This window comes from Streptomyces sp. NPDC001156, from assembly GCF_053598275.1.
In genome coordinates, this window is the sequence record NZ_JBSFJX010000093.1 from 19,524 (window position 1) to 31,986 (window position 12,463).

Here is a 12,463-nt window from a genome sequence, read left to right on the forward strand (position 1 = left end):
AAACAGGGACCTTGCCCAAGGTGATCTTCGTCGGCAGCGACGGTCCCGAGTACACCGTCGATGCGACGGTCGGGGACTCGGTCATGGCGGCCGCGGTGAAGAACGGTGTCCCCGGGATCGTCGCCGAATGCGGCGGCAACCAGTCCTGCGCCACCTGCCATGTGTGGGTGCGCGAGGAGTTCGCGCCGCTGGTCGGACCGCCGGGCGACATGGAGGACGACCTGCTCGACCTGGCCGTGGCCGAGCGCCGGGAGACCAGCCGTCTGTCGTGCCAGATCCGTCTCACCCGGGAACTCGACGGGATCACCGTCGACATCCCCCCGGAACAGCCGTGAGCGCCGGGCGGCCGACGCATCGTTCCACACCGAGCTCAGCACCGATGTCCACGACCCGCCGGCGGGTCAGTACCTGAAAGGGATATGGCCGTGCTCAGAAAAGACATCAACGAGCTGCTCACCCAGACCGGACCCGGGACGCCGATGGGCGAACTGTTCCGCCAGTACTGGATCCCCGCGCTGCTCGCGGAGGAACTCCCGGAGGACGACTGCCCGCCGGTACGCGTCAAGCTTCTGTCCGAACGCATGGTGGCCTTCCGCGACAGCGAAGGGCGCTACGGCCTCATCGACGAGTTTTGCGCCCACCGCGGCGCCTCCCTGTGGTTCGGCCGCAACGAGGGATCCGGGCTGCGCTGCCCGTACCACGGCTGGAAGTACGACGTGACCGGCCAGTGCATCGAGGTCCCCTCGGAGGCCGACAACAGCAGCTTCTGCCAGAACGTCCAGTTGACGTCGTACCCCCTGGTGAAGATAGGCGACGTGCTGTGGACCCACATGGGAGACGCGGCCACCCGGCCCCCGCTCCCGGAGTTCGAGTGGGTCCACGTCCCGGCCGAGCAGACCTACACCTCCAAGCGCTGGCAGCAGTGCAACTGGCTCCAGGCCTTCGAAGGCGGCATCGACTCCAGCCACGTCACCTTCCTGCACTCCGGCGGCCTGAAGACCGACCCGCTGTTCAAGGGCGCGAAGGGCAACGAGTACAACCTGAACGACACCAAACCCTTCTTCGAGGTCGCCGACAGCGACGGCGGACTGTTCGTGGGCGCCCGGCGCAACGCCGAGGAGGGGCAGTACTACTGGCGGATCACGCCCTGGGTCATGCCCGCCTTCACGATGGTCCCGCCGCGTGGTGACCACCCGGTGCACGGCCACTTCTGGGTGCCGATCGACGACGAGAACTGCTGGACGTACTCCTTCGACTACCACCCCGTGCGGGCCCTCACCGAGACCGAGCGGCAGGCCATGATCGACGGCCACGGCGTCCACAGCAAGAACATCCCCGGTACGTACCGGCCCATGGCCAACATGGACAACGACTATCGGATCGACCGCGAGGCGCAGAAGCGCGGCGAGACCTATTCCGGCGTGGCGGGCATCGCCATGCAGGACGCCTCCCTCCAGGAGAGCATGGGGCCCATCGTCGACCGCTCCAAGGAGCGGCTCGTCCCCGCCGACAGCGGGATCATCAAGGCCCGGCAGAAGCTGCGGAAGGCCGCCATCGCACTGCGGGACGAGGGCGTCACGCCGCCCGGTGTGGATCCGGCGCACCAACGGGTGCGGTCGGCGGCGGTGGTACTGCCGCAGGCCGAGTCGTTCCTGGACTCCTGCCGTGACGCGGTGAAGGTGACCCCCGGCGTCGCTCAGACCTCGGTGTGACATGACGACCGCGTCGATGCATCTGAGTGAGAGCGCCCGAGCGGCCTCGGCGAGCGAGTCCCGGTTCCGGATCGACGTACCCATCGCTCCGGCCCGGGCCGCGCGGGTGGTGGCGCTGGACGATCGAGCCGCGTCGGTGGTGCGCCGTCTCGCCGAGCGGTCCTGGGCCCATGCCCGCTTCTACACCAGCCGCGAGATCCGGGACGGCGACGGCCTGCTGCACGAGCTGGACGGTCCCACCGTCCCGCTCGACGAGGTTCTTGCCGGCACCGACGTTGTCGTCGTCCTCGCCACGGAGGACGGCGGCCGGGCCGCGGCGGCCGCGATCGGCAGGATCTGCGGCCGGCGGGGGATCACCACGGCGGGCGTGATCCTGGGCGACGGTTTCGAGGCCGACGACGCCGTCGCGGCTCTGCGGCCCTATGCCCGCGTGCTGCTGCTGTCCGCCGACGAGGGCGACGCCTTCGAACTGCTCACGGCCCTCAGGGTCTAGGAGGACCCGTATGCCCGAGAAGGTCACCCTGCGCGGGTTGCAGCGCATGAAGGACGAGAAGCGCAAGATCGTGGGTGTCGTGGCCTGGGACTACCAGATCGCGCGCATCGTCGACCGGGCCGGCGTCGACCTGGTCTCCGTCGGCGACACCGTCGGCGTGAACCTGTGGGGGCAGAGCAACCCCTTCGAGGTGACGATGGATCAGATGATCACCGTCACCCAGGCGGTACGCCGGGGTGTGCGGCGGGCCCTGGTGAGCGCCGACTTCCCCTTCGGCCCGTTGCAGGAGGGAACGGACAGCGCGGTCAGGGCGGCCATCCGGTTCGTCAAGGAGGCCGGAGTCGACATGGTCAAGGTGGACGCGGCCTCCGAATTCCCCGAAGCCGTCTCGGCGATCACTCGCGCGGGCATCCCGGTGTTCGCCCAGTTCGGGATCACCCCGCAAACGGCGCTGCGGTACGGAGTCGAGTACCACGCCATTCCATCGAGTGCCGACCAGGTGCCGGTGGAGATGAAGGACGTCCTCGTCGCGGAGGCCGAACGGCTTGAGGAGGCGGGTGCCGCCCTGCTGAACTTCACCAACTCCGGGCCGGTGGTGGGGGCGGCCGTGGCCGAGGCCGTCTCCATCCCGGTGCTCGGCGGCTTCGGCGGCGGTCCCTGGCTCGACGGGCGGATGCGCATGGCCCACGCCGCCATCGGCTATGCCGCGTCCGCCCTCGACGATCCCCCGGACACCTACGCCAACGTCGCCCGGATCACGCTCGACGCGATCACCGCCTACGCCGCGGACGTGCGAGCGGCACGCCAGGTCGCCGGCGGTGTGCCCGTCCCGCCGGCGACCTGACAATCGGCCGGCCATCGGGTCGGCCGGCATGACGCGAAAGGAGTGAACTACCGTGCCCACCGCCGTCATCGACGGAATTCCGACACGCTACGAGGTCAACGGCTCGGGACCGCCGCTGCTGATGTTCTCTCCCGGAGGCTTCGACTCCAGTCTGGAGGGCTGGCAGACCGTGGGTGTCTACCGGCGCCTGCGACTGCTCGACCACCTCACCGAGAGCTACACCTGCGTGACCTTCGACCGGCGTGAGTCGGGTCGGTCGGGGGGACGGTTGGAGCGGATCTCCTGGGCCGACTACGTCCACCAGGGTGTCGGCCTGCTCGACCACCTCGGGATCGAGCGGGCGCACCTGATGGGGGGATGCGTTGGCTGTTCCACCGTCGCCGCATTCGCGGTCGCCCACCCCGAGCGGGTGCTGAGCATGGTGCTGTACTCGCCTGCGGGCGGGGTGAAGTACCGGATGAAACAGCACGATCGGTTCCGGAGCCACGCGGTGTACGCCGACGAGCACGGGCTCGCGCAGGTGGTGTCCCTCGCGCGTGCCTCGGACGCAGGCTTCACGAAGGATCCCCGGGTCGGCCCCTGGGCCCGGGTGATCCGGACCGACGCCGGGTTCGCCGACGCTTACGCTCGGACCGACCTCGACCGTTACCGGGCGACGGTCACCGGCATGGCGCGGCTGCTGTTCGACCGGGACACCGTGCCGGGTCCTGAACCGGAAGACCTGCTCGGGCTGGACGTACCGGCGCTGATCGTCCCCGGCGAGGACACGTCGCACGCGCCGTCGGCCGCCAGGTATCTGCAGGAATGCCTGCCCGACAACGAGTACTGGGATGCACCGGTGGCCGAGCAGACCGAGGAGTCGGCGCCGGCACGGGTGCTGAAGTTCCTGGCCGGAGATCGGAAGTAGGGGGCGAAGGGGCCCGGCCGGGAGGGGAGGCGCGGCCGGGCCCCTGGCTCAGGTGCGCGCCGAGTCCCTTTCCAGCGCGGCGATCTGCTCGAGCCGCCGTGCGTGCACCCCGCCCTTGAAGGGCGTCGTCAGCCATGTCCCGACGATGTCCTCGGCGTCCTCGGGTACCAGGATCTTGGCTGCCAGGACAAGGACGTTGGAGTCGTTGTTGCCGCGGGAGATGCGGGTGCTCCACAGGTCGTGGCACAGCCCCGCCCGGATCCCCCGGATCTTGTTGCAGGCGACGGTCTCTCCGAGTCCGCTTCCACCGAGGACGATCCCGCGCTCGGCGTGACCTTCGGTCACCTGCCGGCACACGTCCGCGCACAGCGGCGGGTAGTCGACCGTCTCGTCGCTGTGGCTGCCGCGGTCGTCGACGGTGTGCCCCTGTGCGGTCAGCCAGGCGGTGAGCCGGACTTTCAGGGTGTAGCCGTTGTGGTCGGCGGCGATGGCGATGCGCATACGGGTCCCTTCGGCTGACGGTGAGCGTGCGGTCAGGCGATCAGCGTGCGCGTGTTCTCGGCGAACAACTCCTCCAGCAGAAGGGGCCGTTCGAGGATGCGCTGGTCCACGGCGTGACGCATCAGCTCCTCCAGCACGGCGCGGTTGGGCTCCAGGCCGTACGGCAGCGGATCCGTGCCGGTCACCTCCAGGACCCGCCGGTACATGCGGTCCGTGGCGGTGGGCGAGTTGATGCCTCCGCTGTGCAGCCGGTCCACGTAGAGTTGCTTGGCCCGGGCGAAGGCGTCGAAGACCAGGGCGCCCAACTCGGGTTGTTCCGTCAGCAGTTCGTCACGAATGACGATCAGGTGGTTGATCGGGTACAGGGCGCGTTCACGCAGGGCGGTGAGGCCCGCCTCCTGGGGCTCAGGGATCAGCGGAGCGAGGGCCGAGGACGCCGGCCTGGGCCCGATCATCGCGGCGAGGTCCCCGGCGAGCAGCGCGTCCTGAAGCGAACCACCGGAGTCCATGGGAACGACGTTCGCCGGGGGTCGGTACGCCGCGACGTGCTCGTCGCCCGACAGTACCCAGGTGACCTTGTCGAGGTCCACGCCGTACTCCTCCTGGAGGACGGCGCGCGCCCAGACGCCGGTGGTCACCGTGTAGCCCCGACTGACGCCGACCCTGCGGCCCTCGAGGTCCTTGGGGCTGCGCACATCCGACGCCGGGTCATGGAAGACCGCCCCGTGGTGGAAGCCGCGCACCAGGAAGACGGGCACGGCGGTGAACCGCGCCCCGTGCGCCTTGGCGACCAGATACGTGGTCAGTGCCATCTCGCTGACGTCGAACTCCAGCCCGCGCACCATGCGCCGGAAGGCATCGACGAGAACGGGGACTTCCTCGAACTCGAAGCGGAAGCCGCGGGGCGTGACCACCCCCGACTTGAGCGCCTCGTTGTTGCCCTGCGTCCGGGTCACGGTCCTGAGTTGAGGTACGGCCATGACTCGAAAAGGTAGCATGGTTAGTCCATAAGTCCATAGACTGTCGTTCCGGCGGGACATCCCCGAACGTGAGGAGACGACGTCATGGCGGAACAGGTGCTGGCGGCGGTCAGAACGGCGCCCGGCCGGACCGAGCTGCGGGAGTTCCCGATGCCGGACATACCCGACGACGGAGCCCTGTTGAAGGTCGAGGTGGCCGGCATCTGCGGCACCGACGTGAAGATGTACGCAAAGCCGCCGTTCACCGACCCCGTGATCATGGGACACGAGAACGTGGGCGTCATCGCGAAGGCCGGCCGCGCCTTCACCGAACGCAAGGGCCTTGCCGAAGGGGACCGGGTGTTCGTCGAGCACTACGTCGGCTGCTATCGCTGCGAGTGGTGCCACCGGGGCGAGTACCGCCACTGCGAGGCCACCGACTGGCGTACCAACCCCGACGCCCGCCGGTACGGCTACACATCGGCGAACCACCCGTACCACCTCTGGGGCGGCTTCGCCCAGTACCTCTATCTGCCGTGGAACTCGGTCACCCACCGCGTGCCCGATGGGGTGTCCGCCGAACTCGCAGGGCTTGTCACGCCGTTGTCGAACGGCATCGAGTGGGCATTGTTCACCGCGGGCGTCGGCTACGCCTCGACCGTCCTCATCCAGGGCCCCGGACAGCAGGGGCTGTCCCAAGTCGTCGCCTGCAAGCAGGCCGGTGCCTCCCTCATCATCGTCACCGGCACCACCCGGGACGCGGCGCGCCTGTCCCTGGCCCGGGAGCTGGGTGCCGACCACGTCATCGACATCACCCAGGAGGACGCCCTCTCCCGCATCCTGGACATCACCGGCGGCCGTGGAGTCGACGTGGTCCTGGACTGCACCGCGGGCGCGGGCACCGCGCCCGTACTGCTCGGCATCGACGCGCTCAAGCGGCGCGAGGGCACCATGGTCGCCCAGGGCGAACTCGCGGCCTTCCCCGACTTCCCGATGAAGAAGCTCACGGAGAAGTCCATCGCCCTCAAGAGCGCCCGCGGACACAGCTACCGCTCCTGCGAACTCGCCCTGGAACAGCTCGCTTCGGGCCGCTTCCCGCTGGAGAAGCTGAGCACCCACAGCTTCCCGCTGGCCGGGGCCGACCGTGCCATCCGCACCGTCGGCGGAGAGACGGGCGAGGACGCCGTGCACGTCTCCCTGCTGCCCTGGGCGGCGGCATGAGCACCGTCGTCCGCAACCCCCGCCGCGCCCGGCGGGAGACCGTCGGCGCGCTCGCCGGATTCGGCGTCGCCACCGTCCACGAGGCTCAGGGGCGCACCGGCCTCCTCGACCCCGCGCTGCGGCCCGTGTGGCCGGGGGCGCACATCGCCGGCACGGCCGTGACCGTCAGCGTGCCGCCCGGCGACAACTGGATGATTCATGTCGCGGTGGAGCAGTGCCGGGACGGCGACATCCTCGTGGTCTCCCCGACCTCGCCCTCCCAGGCCGGCTACTTCGGTGACCTGTTGGCCACCGCGGTCTCCGCGCGTGGTGTGCGCGGAGTGGTCATCGACGCCGGCTGCCGTGATGTGGCGGAGCTGCAGCGCATGGGATTCCCCGTATGGGCGCGGCACATCAGCGCGTTCGGCACGGTCAAGGAGACCCTCGGTGACGTCAACACCCCGATTGTCTGCGCCGGGCAGCACATCCAGCCCGGTGACGTCGTCGTCGCCGACGACGACGGTGTGGTCGTCGTGCCGCGGCAGGATGCCCAGGCCGTGCTCGACGGGTGCCGGGCGCGGGAGGAGAAGGAAGCCGTCAGCCGCAAACGCTATGCGAGCGGCGAGCTGAGCCTCGACGTCAACTCGATGCGTGAGCGCCTGGCCCACAAGGGCCTGACCTACATCGACCGGGAGGCCACGGATGATCATTGATGTACATGGCCACTACACCACGGCACCCGGACCCCATCAGGCCTTTCGGGACGCGCAGTTGGCCCGTCTCGCCGACCCGTCGCTGCCTGTCCCCGAACCCGCCGCGATCAGCGACGACGCGATCCGCGGGAGCGTCGAGAGCAACCAGCTGAAGCTGCTGCGGGAGCGCGGCGGCGACCTGATGCTCTTCTCGCCGAAGGCATCCGGCATGGAACATCACGTCCCGGACCCGGCGACCGCCCGTACATGGGCACGTGCGAATAACGACCTCGTCCACCGGGCCGTCGGACTGTTCCCGCGGAACTTCGCGGCCGTGTGCCAGTTGCCGCAGACGCCGGGCGGTGCCCTCGACGACGCCATCGCCGAACTGCGCCGCTGTGTGGAGGACCTCGGGTTCGTCGGCTGCAACCTCAACCCCGACCCGTCCGGTGGCCATTGGACCTCGCCACCGCTCACCGACCCGTACTGGTTCCCGCTGTACGAGGCGATGGTCGAACTGGACGTCCCCGCCATGATCCACGTATCGGCGTCCTGCAACCCCAACTTCCACGCCCTGGGCGCCCACTACCTCAACGCGGACACCTCGGCCTACATGCAGTTCGTCCAGAGCGACTTGTTCGCCCGCTTCCCCGCCCTGCGGTTCGTGATCCCGCACGGCGGCGGGGCCGTGCCCTACCACTGGGGCCGCTACCGCGGGCTGGCCATGCGGCTGGGCCGGCCGGACCCGGCCGAGCACCTCAAGGACAACGTCTTCTTCGACACGTGCGTGTACCACCAGTCGGGCATCGACCTGCTGCACCAAGTCGTCGACGCCGGCAACATCCTGTTCGCCTCGGAGATGCTCGGCGCCGTGCGCGGCGCCGACCCGGACACCGGCATCGCCTGGGACGACACCAAGACTTACGTCGACCGGGCCGGGCTCACCGACGAGCAGAGGCACCAGGTCTTCGAGGCCAACGCCCGGCGCGTCTATCCGCGCCTGGACGCACGACTGACGGCACAAGGCAGGTAGGACCCCCCATGACCCGACTGCACCTCACCTTCGCCTGCGGCGACTACGACCGCACCCGCGCCCTGGCGGAGGGCGCCGTCCGACCCGACGGCATCGATCTCACCTATCTGCGGCTGCCGGTGGAAGAGACCTTCTTCCGGATGATGCGACACCAGGAGTTCGAGGTCGCGGAGCTGTCGCTGTCCTCCTACGTCCTGTCGCTGCGCGAAGACCCCTCGCCCTTCGTGGCCCTGCCGGTGTTCACCTCACGCATGTTCCGGCACGGCGCCCTCTACTGCCACGCCGACGCGGGCATCTCCCGGCCGGAGGACCTGCGCGGCAAACGCATCGGCACCCCCGAGTACCAGCTCACCGCCTGCGTATGGATGCGCGGCATCCTGGCCGAGCGGCACGAGGTGCCGGTCGACTCGGCCGAGTACGTCACCGGCGGGCAGGAGACGCCCGGCCGCATCGAGAAGGCCGGCGTCGACCTGCCGGACTCGCTGCGCATCAGCCGCATCCCCGAGGACCGCACGCTCGCGCAGATGCTCGCCGAGGGCGAGATCGACGCCCTGTGCACCCCGCGCGTACCGAGCCCGTTCGCCGCAGGCGACCCGCGCGTGCGCCGGGTGTTCCCGGACGTGATCGCCGCCGAGAAGGAGTACTACGCGGCCACCGGCATCTTCCCCATCATGCACGTGGTGGCGATCCGCCGGGACGTCTACGACCGCCACCGCTGGGTCGCCCAGTCGCTGTACAAGGCCCTGCTGGCGGCGCGGGACGCCGCGTACGACAACCTGTACGACACCTCGGCGCTGCGCTTCATGCTGCCCTGGCTCATCCCTCAGCTGGAGGAGGCCCGCGCCCTGATGGGCAGGGACTACTGGTCCTACGGGGTCCCGGCGAACCGGGAGACGCTGGCGACGTTCCTGCAGTACCACCACGAGCAGGGGCTGTCCGCGCGCCTGTGGCAGCCGGAGGAGATCTTCGCCCCCGAGTCGCTGGAGTCCGCGGTGATCTGACGGGCCATCGAACGCCAGCCGAGGGGAAAAGACGGAAAGCGGGGCGTGTGGCACAGAGCCGCACGCCCCGCTGGTTCAGGAGTTCAGGAGTTCAGGTGGAGGACACCGCGTCGGGGCGGGCCGCCAGCAGTGTCTTGAGCGGGGTGCCGGAATCGGCAGCGGCGCTCGCGGGGAGGACCGCGCCCACGGCCAGCGCCTTGCGGACCGCCATGTAGTCGGCGGGGCTGTTGACGGCGTCGATCGCGAGGAGTTCGCCCCGCCGGTAGTACAAGACGGAGAAGCGCTCGCTGTCGGGTTCGCCCCGCACGACGTACTCGTCGTAGCCGGCCGACAGTCCCGCGATCTGCAGTTTCAGATCACCCTGGTACGACCAGAACCAGGGCACCGGCCGCGCCCCGACGGGCCGGCCGAGCAGTGAGGCGGCCGCGGCCGTGGCCTGCGCGACGGCGTTCTGCACGGACTCCAGCCGCACGGCGCCCAGACCCGGCACGGGATGCGGCTGAACGGTGCAGTCGCCGGCCGCGTGGACATGGGGGTTGGAGGTGCGGGCCCGGACGTCGACGATGATGCCGCGGTCGCAGGCGAGCCCCAGTTGTTCGGCGAGTTCGGTGCGCGGCAGCACGCCGACCCCGACGAGCACGAGATCCGCCGGCAGCGCCGTGCCGTCCGTGAGCCGTACGGCACGCACACGCCCCTCGGCGCCCTCGAAGCCCGAGACGCCCGTCGACAGCAGCACGCGGGTGCCGCGCCGCAGATGGGCCCGACGGTAGAACTCCGAGACGACGGGGGCCACGGCGCGGGATATCAGCCGGTCGGCGGCCTCGACGACGGTGACCTCCTCGCCGAGCGCACGCGCCACTGCGGCCGCCTCAAGACCGATGAAACCGCCCCCGACGACCACCACCCGCGCGCCTGGTACCAGGCGTTCGCGCAGGTAGGCGGCATCGTCGCGGTCACGCAGGCAGCAGATGCCGTCGAGGCCGGCCCCGGGGACGTCCAGCCGCCGGGGCGTGGCGCCCACGGTCAGCGCCAGCCGGTCGAAGGCGAACGTGCGCCCGCTCGCGGCCCCGGCGACGCCCGAGCCCTGCCGGCCGGCGGAGGACAGGGCCACCTCGGTGACCCGTTCGCCGCTGACCAGCTCGATGCCGGCGTCGGCGTAGTACGACGGGGCGCGCAGGGTCAGCGACTCGAGGTCGGTCTTGCCGCTCAGGAACTCCTTCGACAGAGGCGGTCGCTGGTACGGCGGATGGGTCTCCTCACCCACCAGAGTGATCGGCTCGGTGTCCCCGAACTGCCGCAGTGAAGCGGCCAGTTGCAGACCAGCCTGGCTGGCGCCGACGATGAGCGTTCCGCCCGTCATGACGTGGCCCCTCTCGACCTTCCTAAATGTCAGACCATTATACCAACATGAGGCCGGGTGCGGTCGAGAGGGCAGGGCGAGTCCGGCGGGGACTTCGGCGACACGGACTTCTCGTCCAATGTCGACGACCTGGTGAGCGCGGCCGGCCACCTGCGGGACCGGTTCCAGACGCCCGTGCTCCTGGTGGGCCACTCACTCGGCGGCGCGGCACGTGCCCGGGTTCCGGGGGTGGCGACGATCGCCGCCACCGCGGACCCGGCGCACGTGGCACACCTGCCGGCGGCAGCGGTGCGGAGATCGAACGGTCGGGCGAGGCCCGGGTCTTGCTCGGTGGCCGCACCTTCCGCATCCACCGGGAGTTCCTCGACGACAGCGCCGGACAGCCGCAGGCCCAGCGCATCGCTCGCCTGGGCGTGCCCCTCCTGGTGATGCACCCGCCCGCGGACACCCTGGTGGGCATCGACAACGTGCGGGTCATCTTCGACGCCGCCCGGCACCCGAAGAGCTTCGTCGTGCTGGACGGCGCGGACCATCTGCTGACCCGACCGCGGGACGCGCAGTCGCGGCCCACGTGCTCTCCGCGTGGGGCGCACGCTACGCAGGACGGCGGCCGGGCGCATCCGGCGACTGAACCCGGTGGCGGCAGTTGCAGGGGCAGGAGCGACTTGATGTGTTCTGCGGCTTCCCTCGGGAGATCGGGCGGCGGTTGGGCATGCCGGTGCTGATGGATCCGGAGGGCGGCTACGGCCATCCGGTGCTCGGCTTCGAAGTCGACGCTGATCGAGTCGTTCTCCTCGCGGAGCCGCTGGTCAGGTGACTGCGGCCGACGGCTGGGTTCGTAGAAGGTGCTGCCGCGCGGCATCGCGGTCTGGCTCGCTGATCCTTCGCGGGGGTCCCTGGTCCCCTCTGGTCATAGCGTTTACTTCTCGCTCGTTGCAACGCTCGGAGTGGTCACCGTTGCATTAGCGGCGAAACCATTGCAACGATCACAGTGATCTCACCTGCAATGATGCTGATTCTGCGCAACGAGTGTGTTGCCAGATCTTGGAAAGCAACGTAGCGTTTCCTGCATCGGAAACAACGAATGAGTGCAGGAGAGCATCATGCAGAAGTTCGAGTCCCCCACCCCGATCTCCGCCGTCCTGGACATCCCCGCCGGACGGATCCAGTTCATCGCCGCCGACCGCACCGACACCACCGTCGAGGTCCTACCCGCCGACCCCTCCAAGAGCCGCGACATGCAGATGGCCGAGCAGACCGCCGTCGCCTACACCGACGGCGTCCTGCGGATCCACACCCCTAAGCCCACCCACCAGCTCTTCGGTCCCTCCGGATCCCTGGAGGTCACCGTCCAACTGCCCGCCGGTTCCCGCATCGAGGCCACGGCCGCCGGCTGTGAGCTGCGCGGCGTCGGCCGCCTCGGCGATGTCGCCTTCGACGGCGCCTACCGCCACATCAAAATCGACGAAGCCGCGAGCGTCCGCCTCACCGCGATCGACGGCGACGTCGAAGTCGGCCGGCTGGGCGGCCCCGCCGAGATCAGCACCGCACGGGGCGACATCCGGATCACCGAGGCCGTGCGCGGCACGGTCGTGCTCCGCACCCAGTCCGGTGACATCACGGTCGGCGCCGCCGGCGGCGTCTCGGCTGCCCTGGACGCCGGCACCGGCCACGGCCGTATCAGCAACGCCCTGAAGAACGACGGCACCGTCGAACTCGACATCCGCGCCACCACCTCCCACGGCGACATCACCGCCCGCA

General features: G+C 69.8%; 16 protein-coding genes. 13 read left to right on the plus strand and 3 right to left on the minus strand.

Annotated elements, in window-relative coordinates; all coding sequences use genetic code 11:
* Window positions 1–20 precede the first annotated feature (20 nt).
* From ACWDA7_RS32135 to ACWDA7_RS32155, 5 genes are all read left to right on the plus strand, one after another.
* Window positions 21–335 (plus strand): 2Fe-2S iron-sulfur cluster-binding protein, encoded by a 315-nt coding sequence (locus ACWDA7_RS32135; RefSeq protein ID WP_425579132.1) that lies wholly within the window; start codon window positions 21–23, stop codon window positions 333–335.
* An 84-nt stretch (window positions 336–419) separates the two neighbouring features.
* Window positions 420–1,712: an aromatic ring-hydroxylating dioxygenase subunit alpha gene (locus tag ACWDA7_RS32140; protein ID WP_450608711.1), complete on the plus strand. Its 1,293-nt coding sequence runs from the start codon at window positions 420–422 to the stop codon at window positions 1,710–1,712.
* A 1-nt stretch (window position 1,713) separates the two neighbouring features.
* Window positions 1,714–2,205, plus strand: coding sequence for a 3-methyl-2-oxobutanoate hydroxymethyltransferase (locus ACWDA7_RS32145; protein ID WP_450608713.1), 492 nt, complete (start codon window positions 1,714–1,716; stop codon window positions 2,203–2,205).
* 10 nt (window positions 2,206–2,215) lie between these two features.
* A complete protein-coding gene (locus tag ACWDA7_RS32150; RefSeq protein ID WP_450608715.1) occupies window positions 2,216–3,049 on the plus strand; it encodes a 3-methyl-2-oxobutanoate hydroxymethyltransferase in 834 nt (277 codons plus the stop codon).
* 52 nt (window positions 3,050–3,101) lie between these two features.
* Window positions 3,102–3,956, plus strand: a complete 855-nt coding sequence (locus tag ACWDA7_RS32155; protein WP_450608717.1) for an alpha/beta fold hydrolase — start codon at window positions 3,102–3,104, stop codon at window positions 3,954–3,956.
* Between the two features lie 48 nt (window positions 3,957–4,004).
* On the opposite strand, the gene ACWDA7_RS32160 is transcribed toward ACWDA7_RS32155, so the two are convergent.
* Together ACWDA7_RS32160 and ACWDA7_RS32165 are read right to left on the minus strand one after the other, a co-directional pair.
* The gene (locus ACWDA7_RS32160) at window positions 4,005–4,457 is read right to left on the minus strand and encodes an RpiB/LacA/LacB family sugar-phosphate isomerase (RefSeq protein ID WP_450608718.1); all 453 of its coding nucleotides are present in this window, start codon (window positions 4,455–4,457) and stop codon (window positions 4,005–4,007) included.
* A 32-nt stretch (window positions 4,458–4,489) separates the two neighbouring features.
* Window positions 4,490–5,437, minus strand: coding sequence for an ABC transporter substrate-binding protein (locus tag ACWDA7_RS32165; RefSeq protein ID WP_450608720.1), 948 nt, complete (start codon window positions 5,435–5,437; stop codon window positions 4,490–4,492).
* 84 nt (window positions 5,438–5,521) lie between these two features.
* Between ACWDA7_RS32165 and ACWDA7_RS32170 the strand changes: the two genes are divergently transcribed.
* The 4 genes from ACWDA7_RS32170 to ACWDA7_RS32185 are packed head-to-tail and all read left to right on the plus strand — an operon-like array spanning window position 5,522 to window position 9,342.
* On the plus strand, window positions 5,522–6,637 hold the full coding sequence (locus ACWDA7_RS32170; protein WP_450608722.1) for a zinc-dependent alcohol dehydrogenase: 1,116 nt from the start codon (window positions 5,522–5,524) through the stop codon (window positions 6,635–6,637).
* Complete coding sequence (locus ACWDA7_RS32175) at window positions 6,634–7,329, plus strand: 4-carboxy-4-hydroxy-2-oxoadipate aldolase/oxaloacetate decarboxylase (protein ID WP_450608724.1); 696 nt, start codon at window positions 6,634–6,636, stop codon at window positions 7,327–7,329. Before ACWDA7_RS32170 ends, ACWDA7_RS32175 begins: the two co-directional genes overlap by 4 nt.
* Window positions 7,319–8,341 (plus strand): amidohydrolase family protein, encoded by a 1,023-nt coding sequence (locus ACWDA7_RS32180; RefSeq protein WP_450608726.1) that lies wholly within the window; start codon window positions 7,319–7,321, stop codon window positions 8,339–8,341. The genes ACWDA7_RS32175 and ACWDA7_RS32180 overlap by 11 nt, the downstream gene beginning before the upstream one ends.
* Window positions 8,342–8,349: 8 nt before the next feature.
* Entirely contained in the window at window positions 8,350–9,342 is a 993-nt protein-coding gene (locus tag ACWDA7_RS32185; protein WP_450608728.1) for an ABC transporter substrate-binding protein, read from the plus strand.
* A gap of 91 nt (window positions 9,343–9,433) precedes the next feature.
* On the opposite strand, the gene ACWDA7_RS32190 is transcribed toward ACWDA7_RS32185, so the two are convergent.
* Complete coding sequence (locus ACWDA7_RS32190) at window positions 9,434–10,702, minus strand: NAD(P)/FAD-dependent oxidoreductase (protein WP_450608730.1); 1,269 nt, start codon at window positions 10,700–10,702, stop codon at window positions 9,434–9,436.
* A gap of 57 nt (window positions 10,703–10,759) precedes the next feature.
* Between ACWDA7_RS32190 and ACWDA7_RS32195 the strand changes: the two genes are divergently transcribed.
* From ACWDA7_RS32195 to ACWDA7_RS32210, 4 genes are all read left to right on the plus strand, one after another.
* Complete coding sequence (locus ACWDA7_RS32195) at window positions 10,760–11,131, plus strand: alpha/beta hydrolase (protein WP_450608731.1); 372 nt, start codon at window positions 10,760–10,762, stop codon at window positions 11,129–11,131.
* Complete coding sequence (locus tag ACWDA7_RS32200; protein WP_450608736.1) at window positions 11,026–11,427, plus strand: alpha/beta hydrolase family protein; 402 nt, start codon at window positions 11,026–11,028, stop codon at window positions 11,425–11,427. Before ACWDA7_RS32195 ends, ACWDA7_RS32200 begins: the two co-directional genes overlap by 106 nt.
* Window positions 11,373–11,519, plus strand: coding sequence for a hypothetical protein (locus ACWDA7_RS32205; RefSeq protein WP_450608733.1), 147 nt, complete (start codon window positions 11,373–11,375; stop codon window positions 11,517–11,519). Before ACWDA7_RS32200 ends, ACWDA7_RS32205 begins: the two co-directional genes overlap by 55 nt.
* A 286-nt stretch (window positions 11,520–11,805) precedes the next feature.
* A partial coding sequence (locus tag ACWDA7_RS32210) for a DUF4097 family beta strand repeat-containing protein (RefSeq protein ID WP_450608734.1) occupies window positions 11,806–12,463 on the plus strand: 658 nt, incomplete at its 3' end.

Coding starts and splice junctions, on each gene's coding strand:
- ACWDA7_RS32175 (WP_450608724.1), top strand. CDS start 6,634: ATGAGCACCGTCGTCCGCAACCCCCGCCGCGCCCGGCGGGAGACCGTC.
- ACWDA7_RS32165 (WP_450608720.1), bottom strand. CDS start 5,437: ATGGCCGTACCTCAACTCAGGACCGTGACCCGGACGCAGGGCAACAAC.
- ACWDA7_RS32160 (WP_450608718.1), bottom strand. CDS start 4,457: ATGCGCATCGCCATCGCCGCCGACCACAACGGCTACACCCTGAAAGTC.
- ACWDA7_RS32180 (WP_450608726.1), top strand. CDS start 7,319: ATGATCATTGATGTACATGGCCACTACACCACGGCACCCGGACCCCAT.
- ACWDA7_RS32150 (WP_450608715.1), top strand. CDS start 2,216: ATGCCCGAGAAGGTCACCCTGCGCGGGTTGCAGCGCATGAAGGACGAG.
- ACWDA7_RS32145 (WP_450608713.1), top strand. CDS start 1,714: ATGACGACCGCGTCGATGCATCTGAGTGAGAGCGCCCGAGCGGCCTCG.
- ACWDA7_RS32170 (WP_450608722.1), top strand. CDS start 5,522: ATGGCGGAACAGGTGCTGGCGGCGGTCAGAACGGCGCCCGGCCGGACC.
- ACWDA7_RS32140 (WP_450608711.1), top strand. CDS start 420: ATGGCCGTGCTCAGAAAAGACATCAACGAGCTGCTCACCCAGACCGGA.
- ACWDA7_RS32185 (WP_450608728.1), top strand. CDS start 8,350: ATGACCCGACTGCACCTCACCTTCGCCTGCGGCGACTACGACCGCACC.
- ACWDA7_RS32190 (WP_450608730.1), bottom strand. CDS start 10,702: ATGACGGGCGGAACGCTCATCGTCGGCGCCAGCCAGGCTGGTCTGCAA.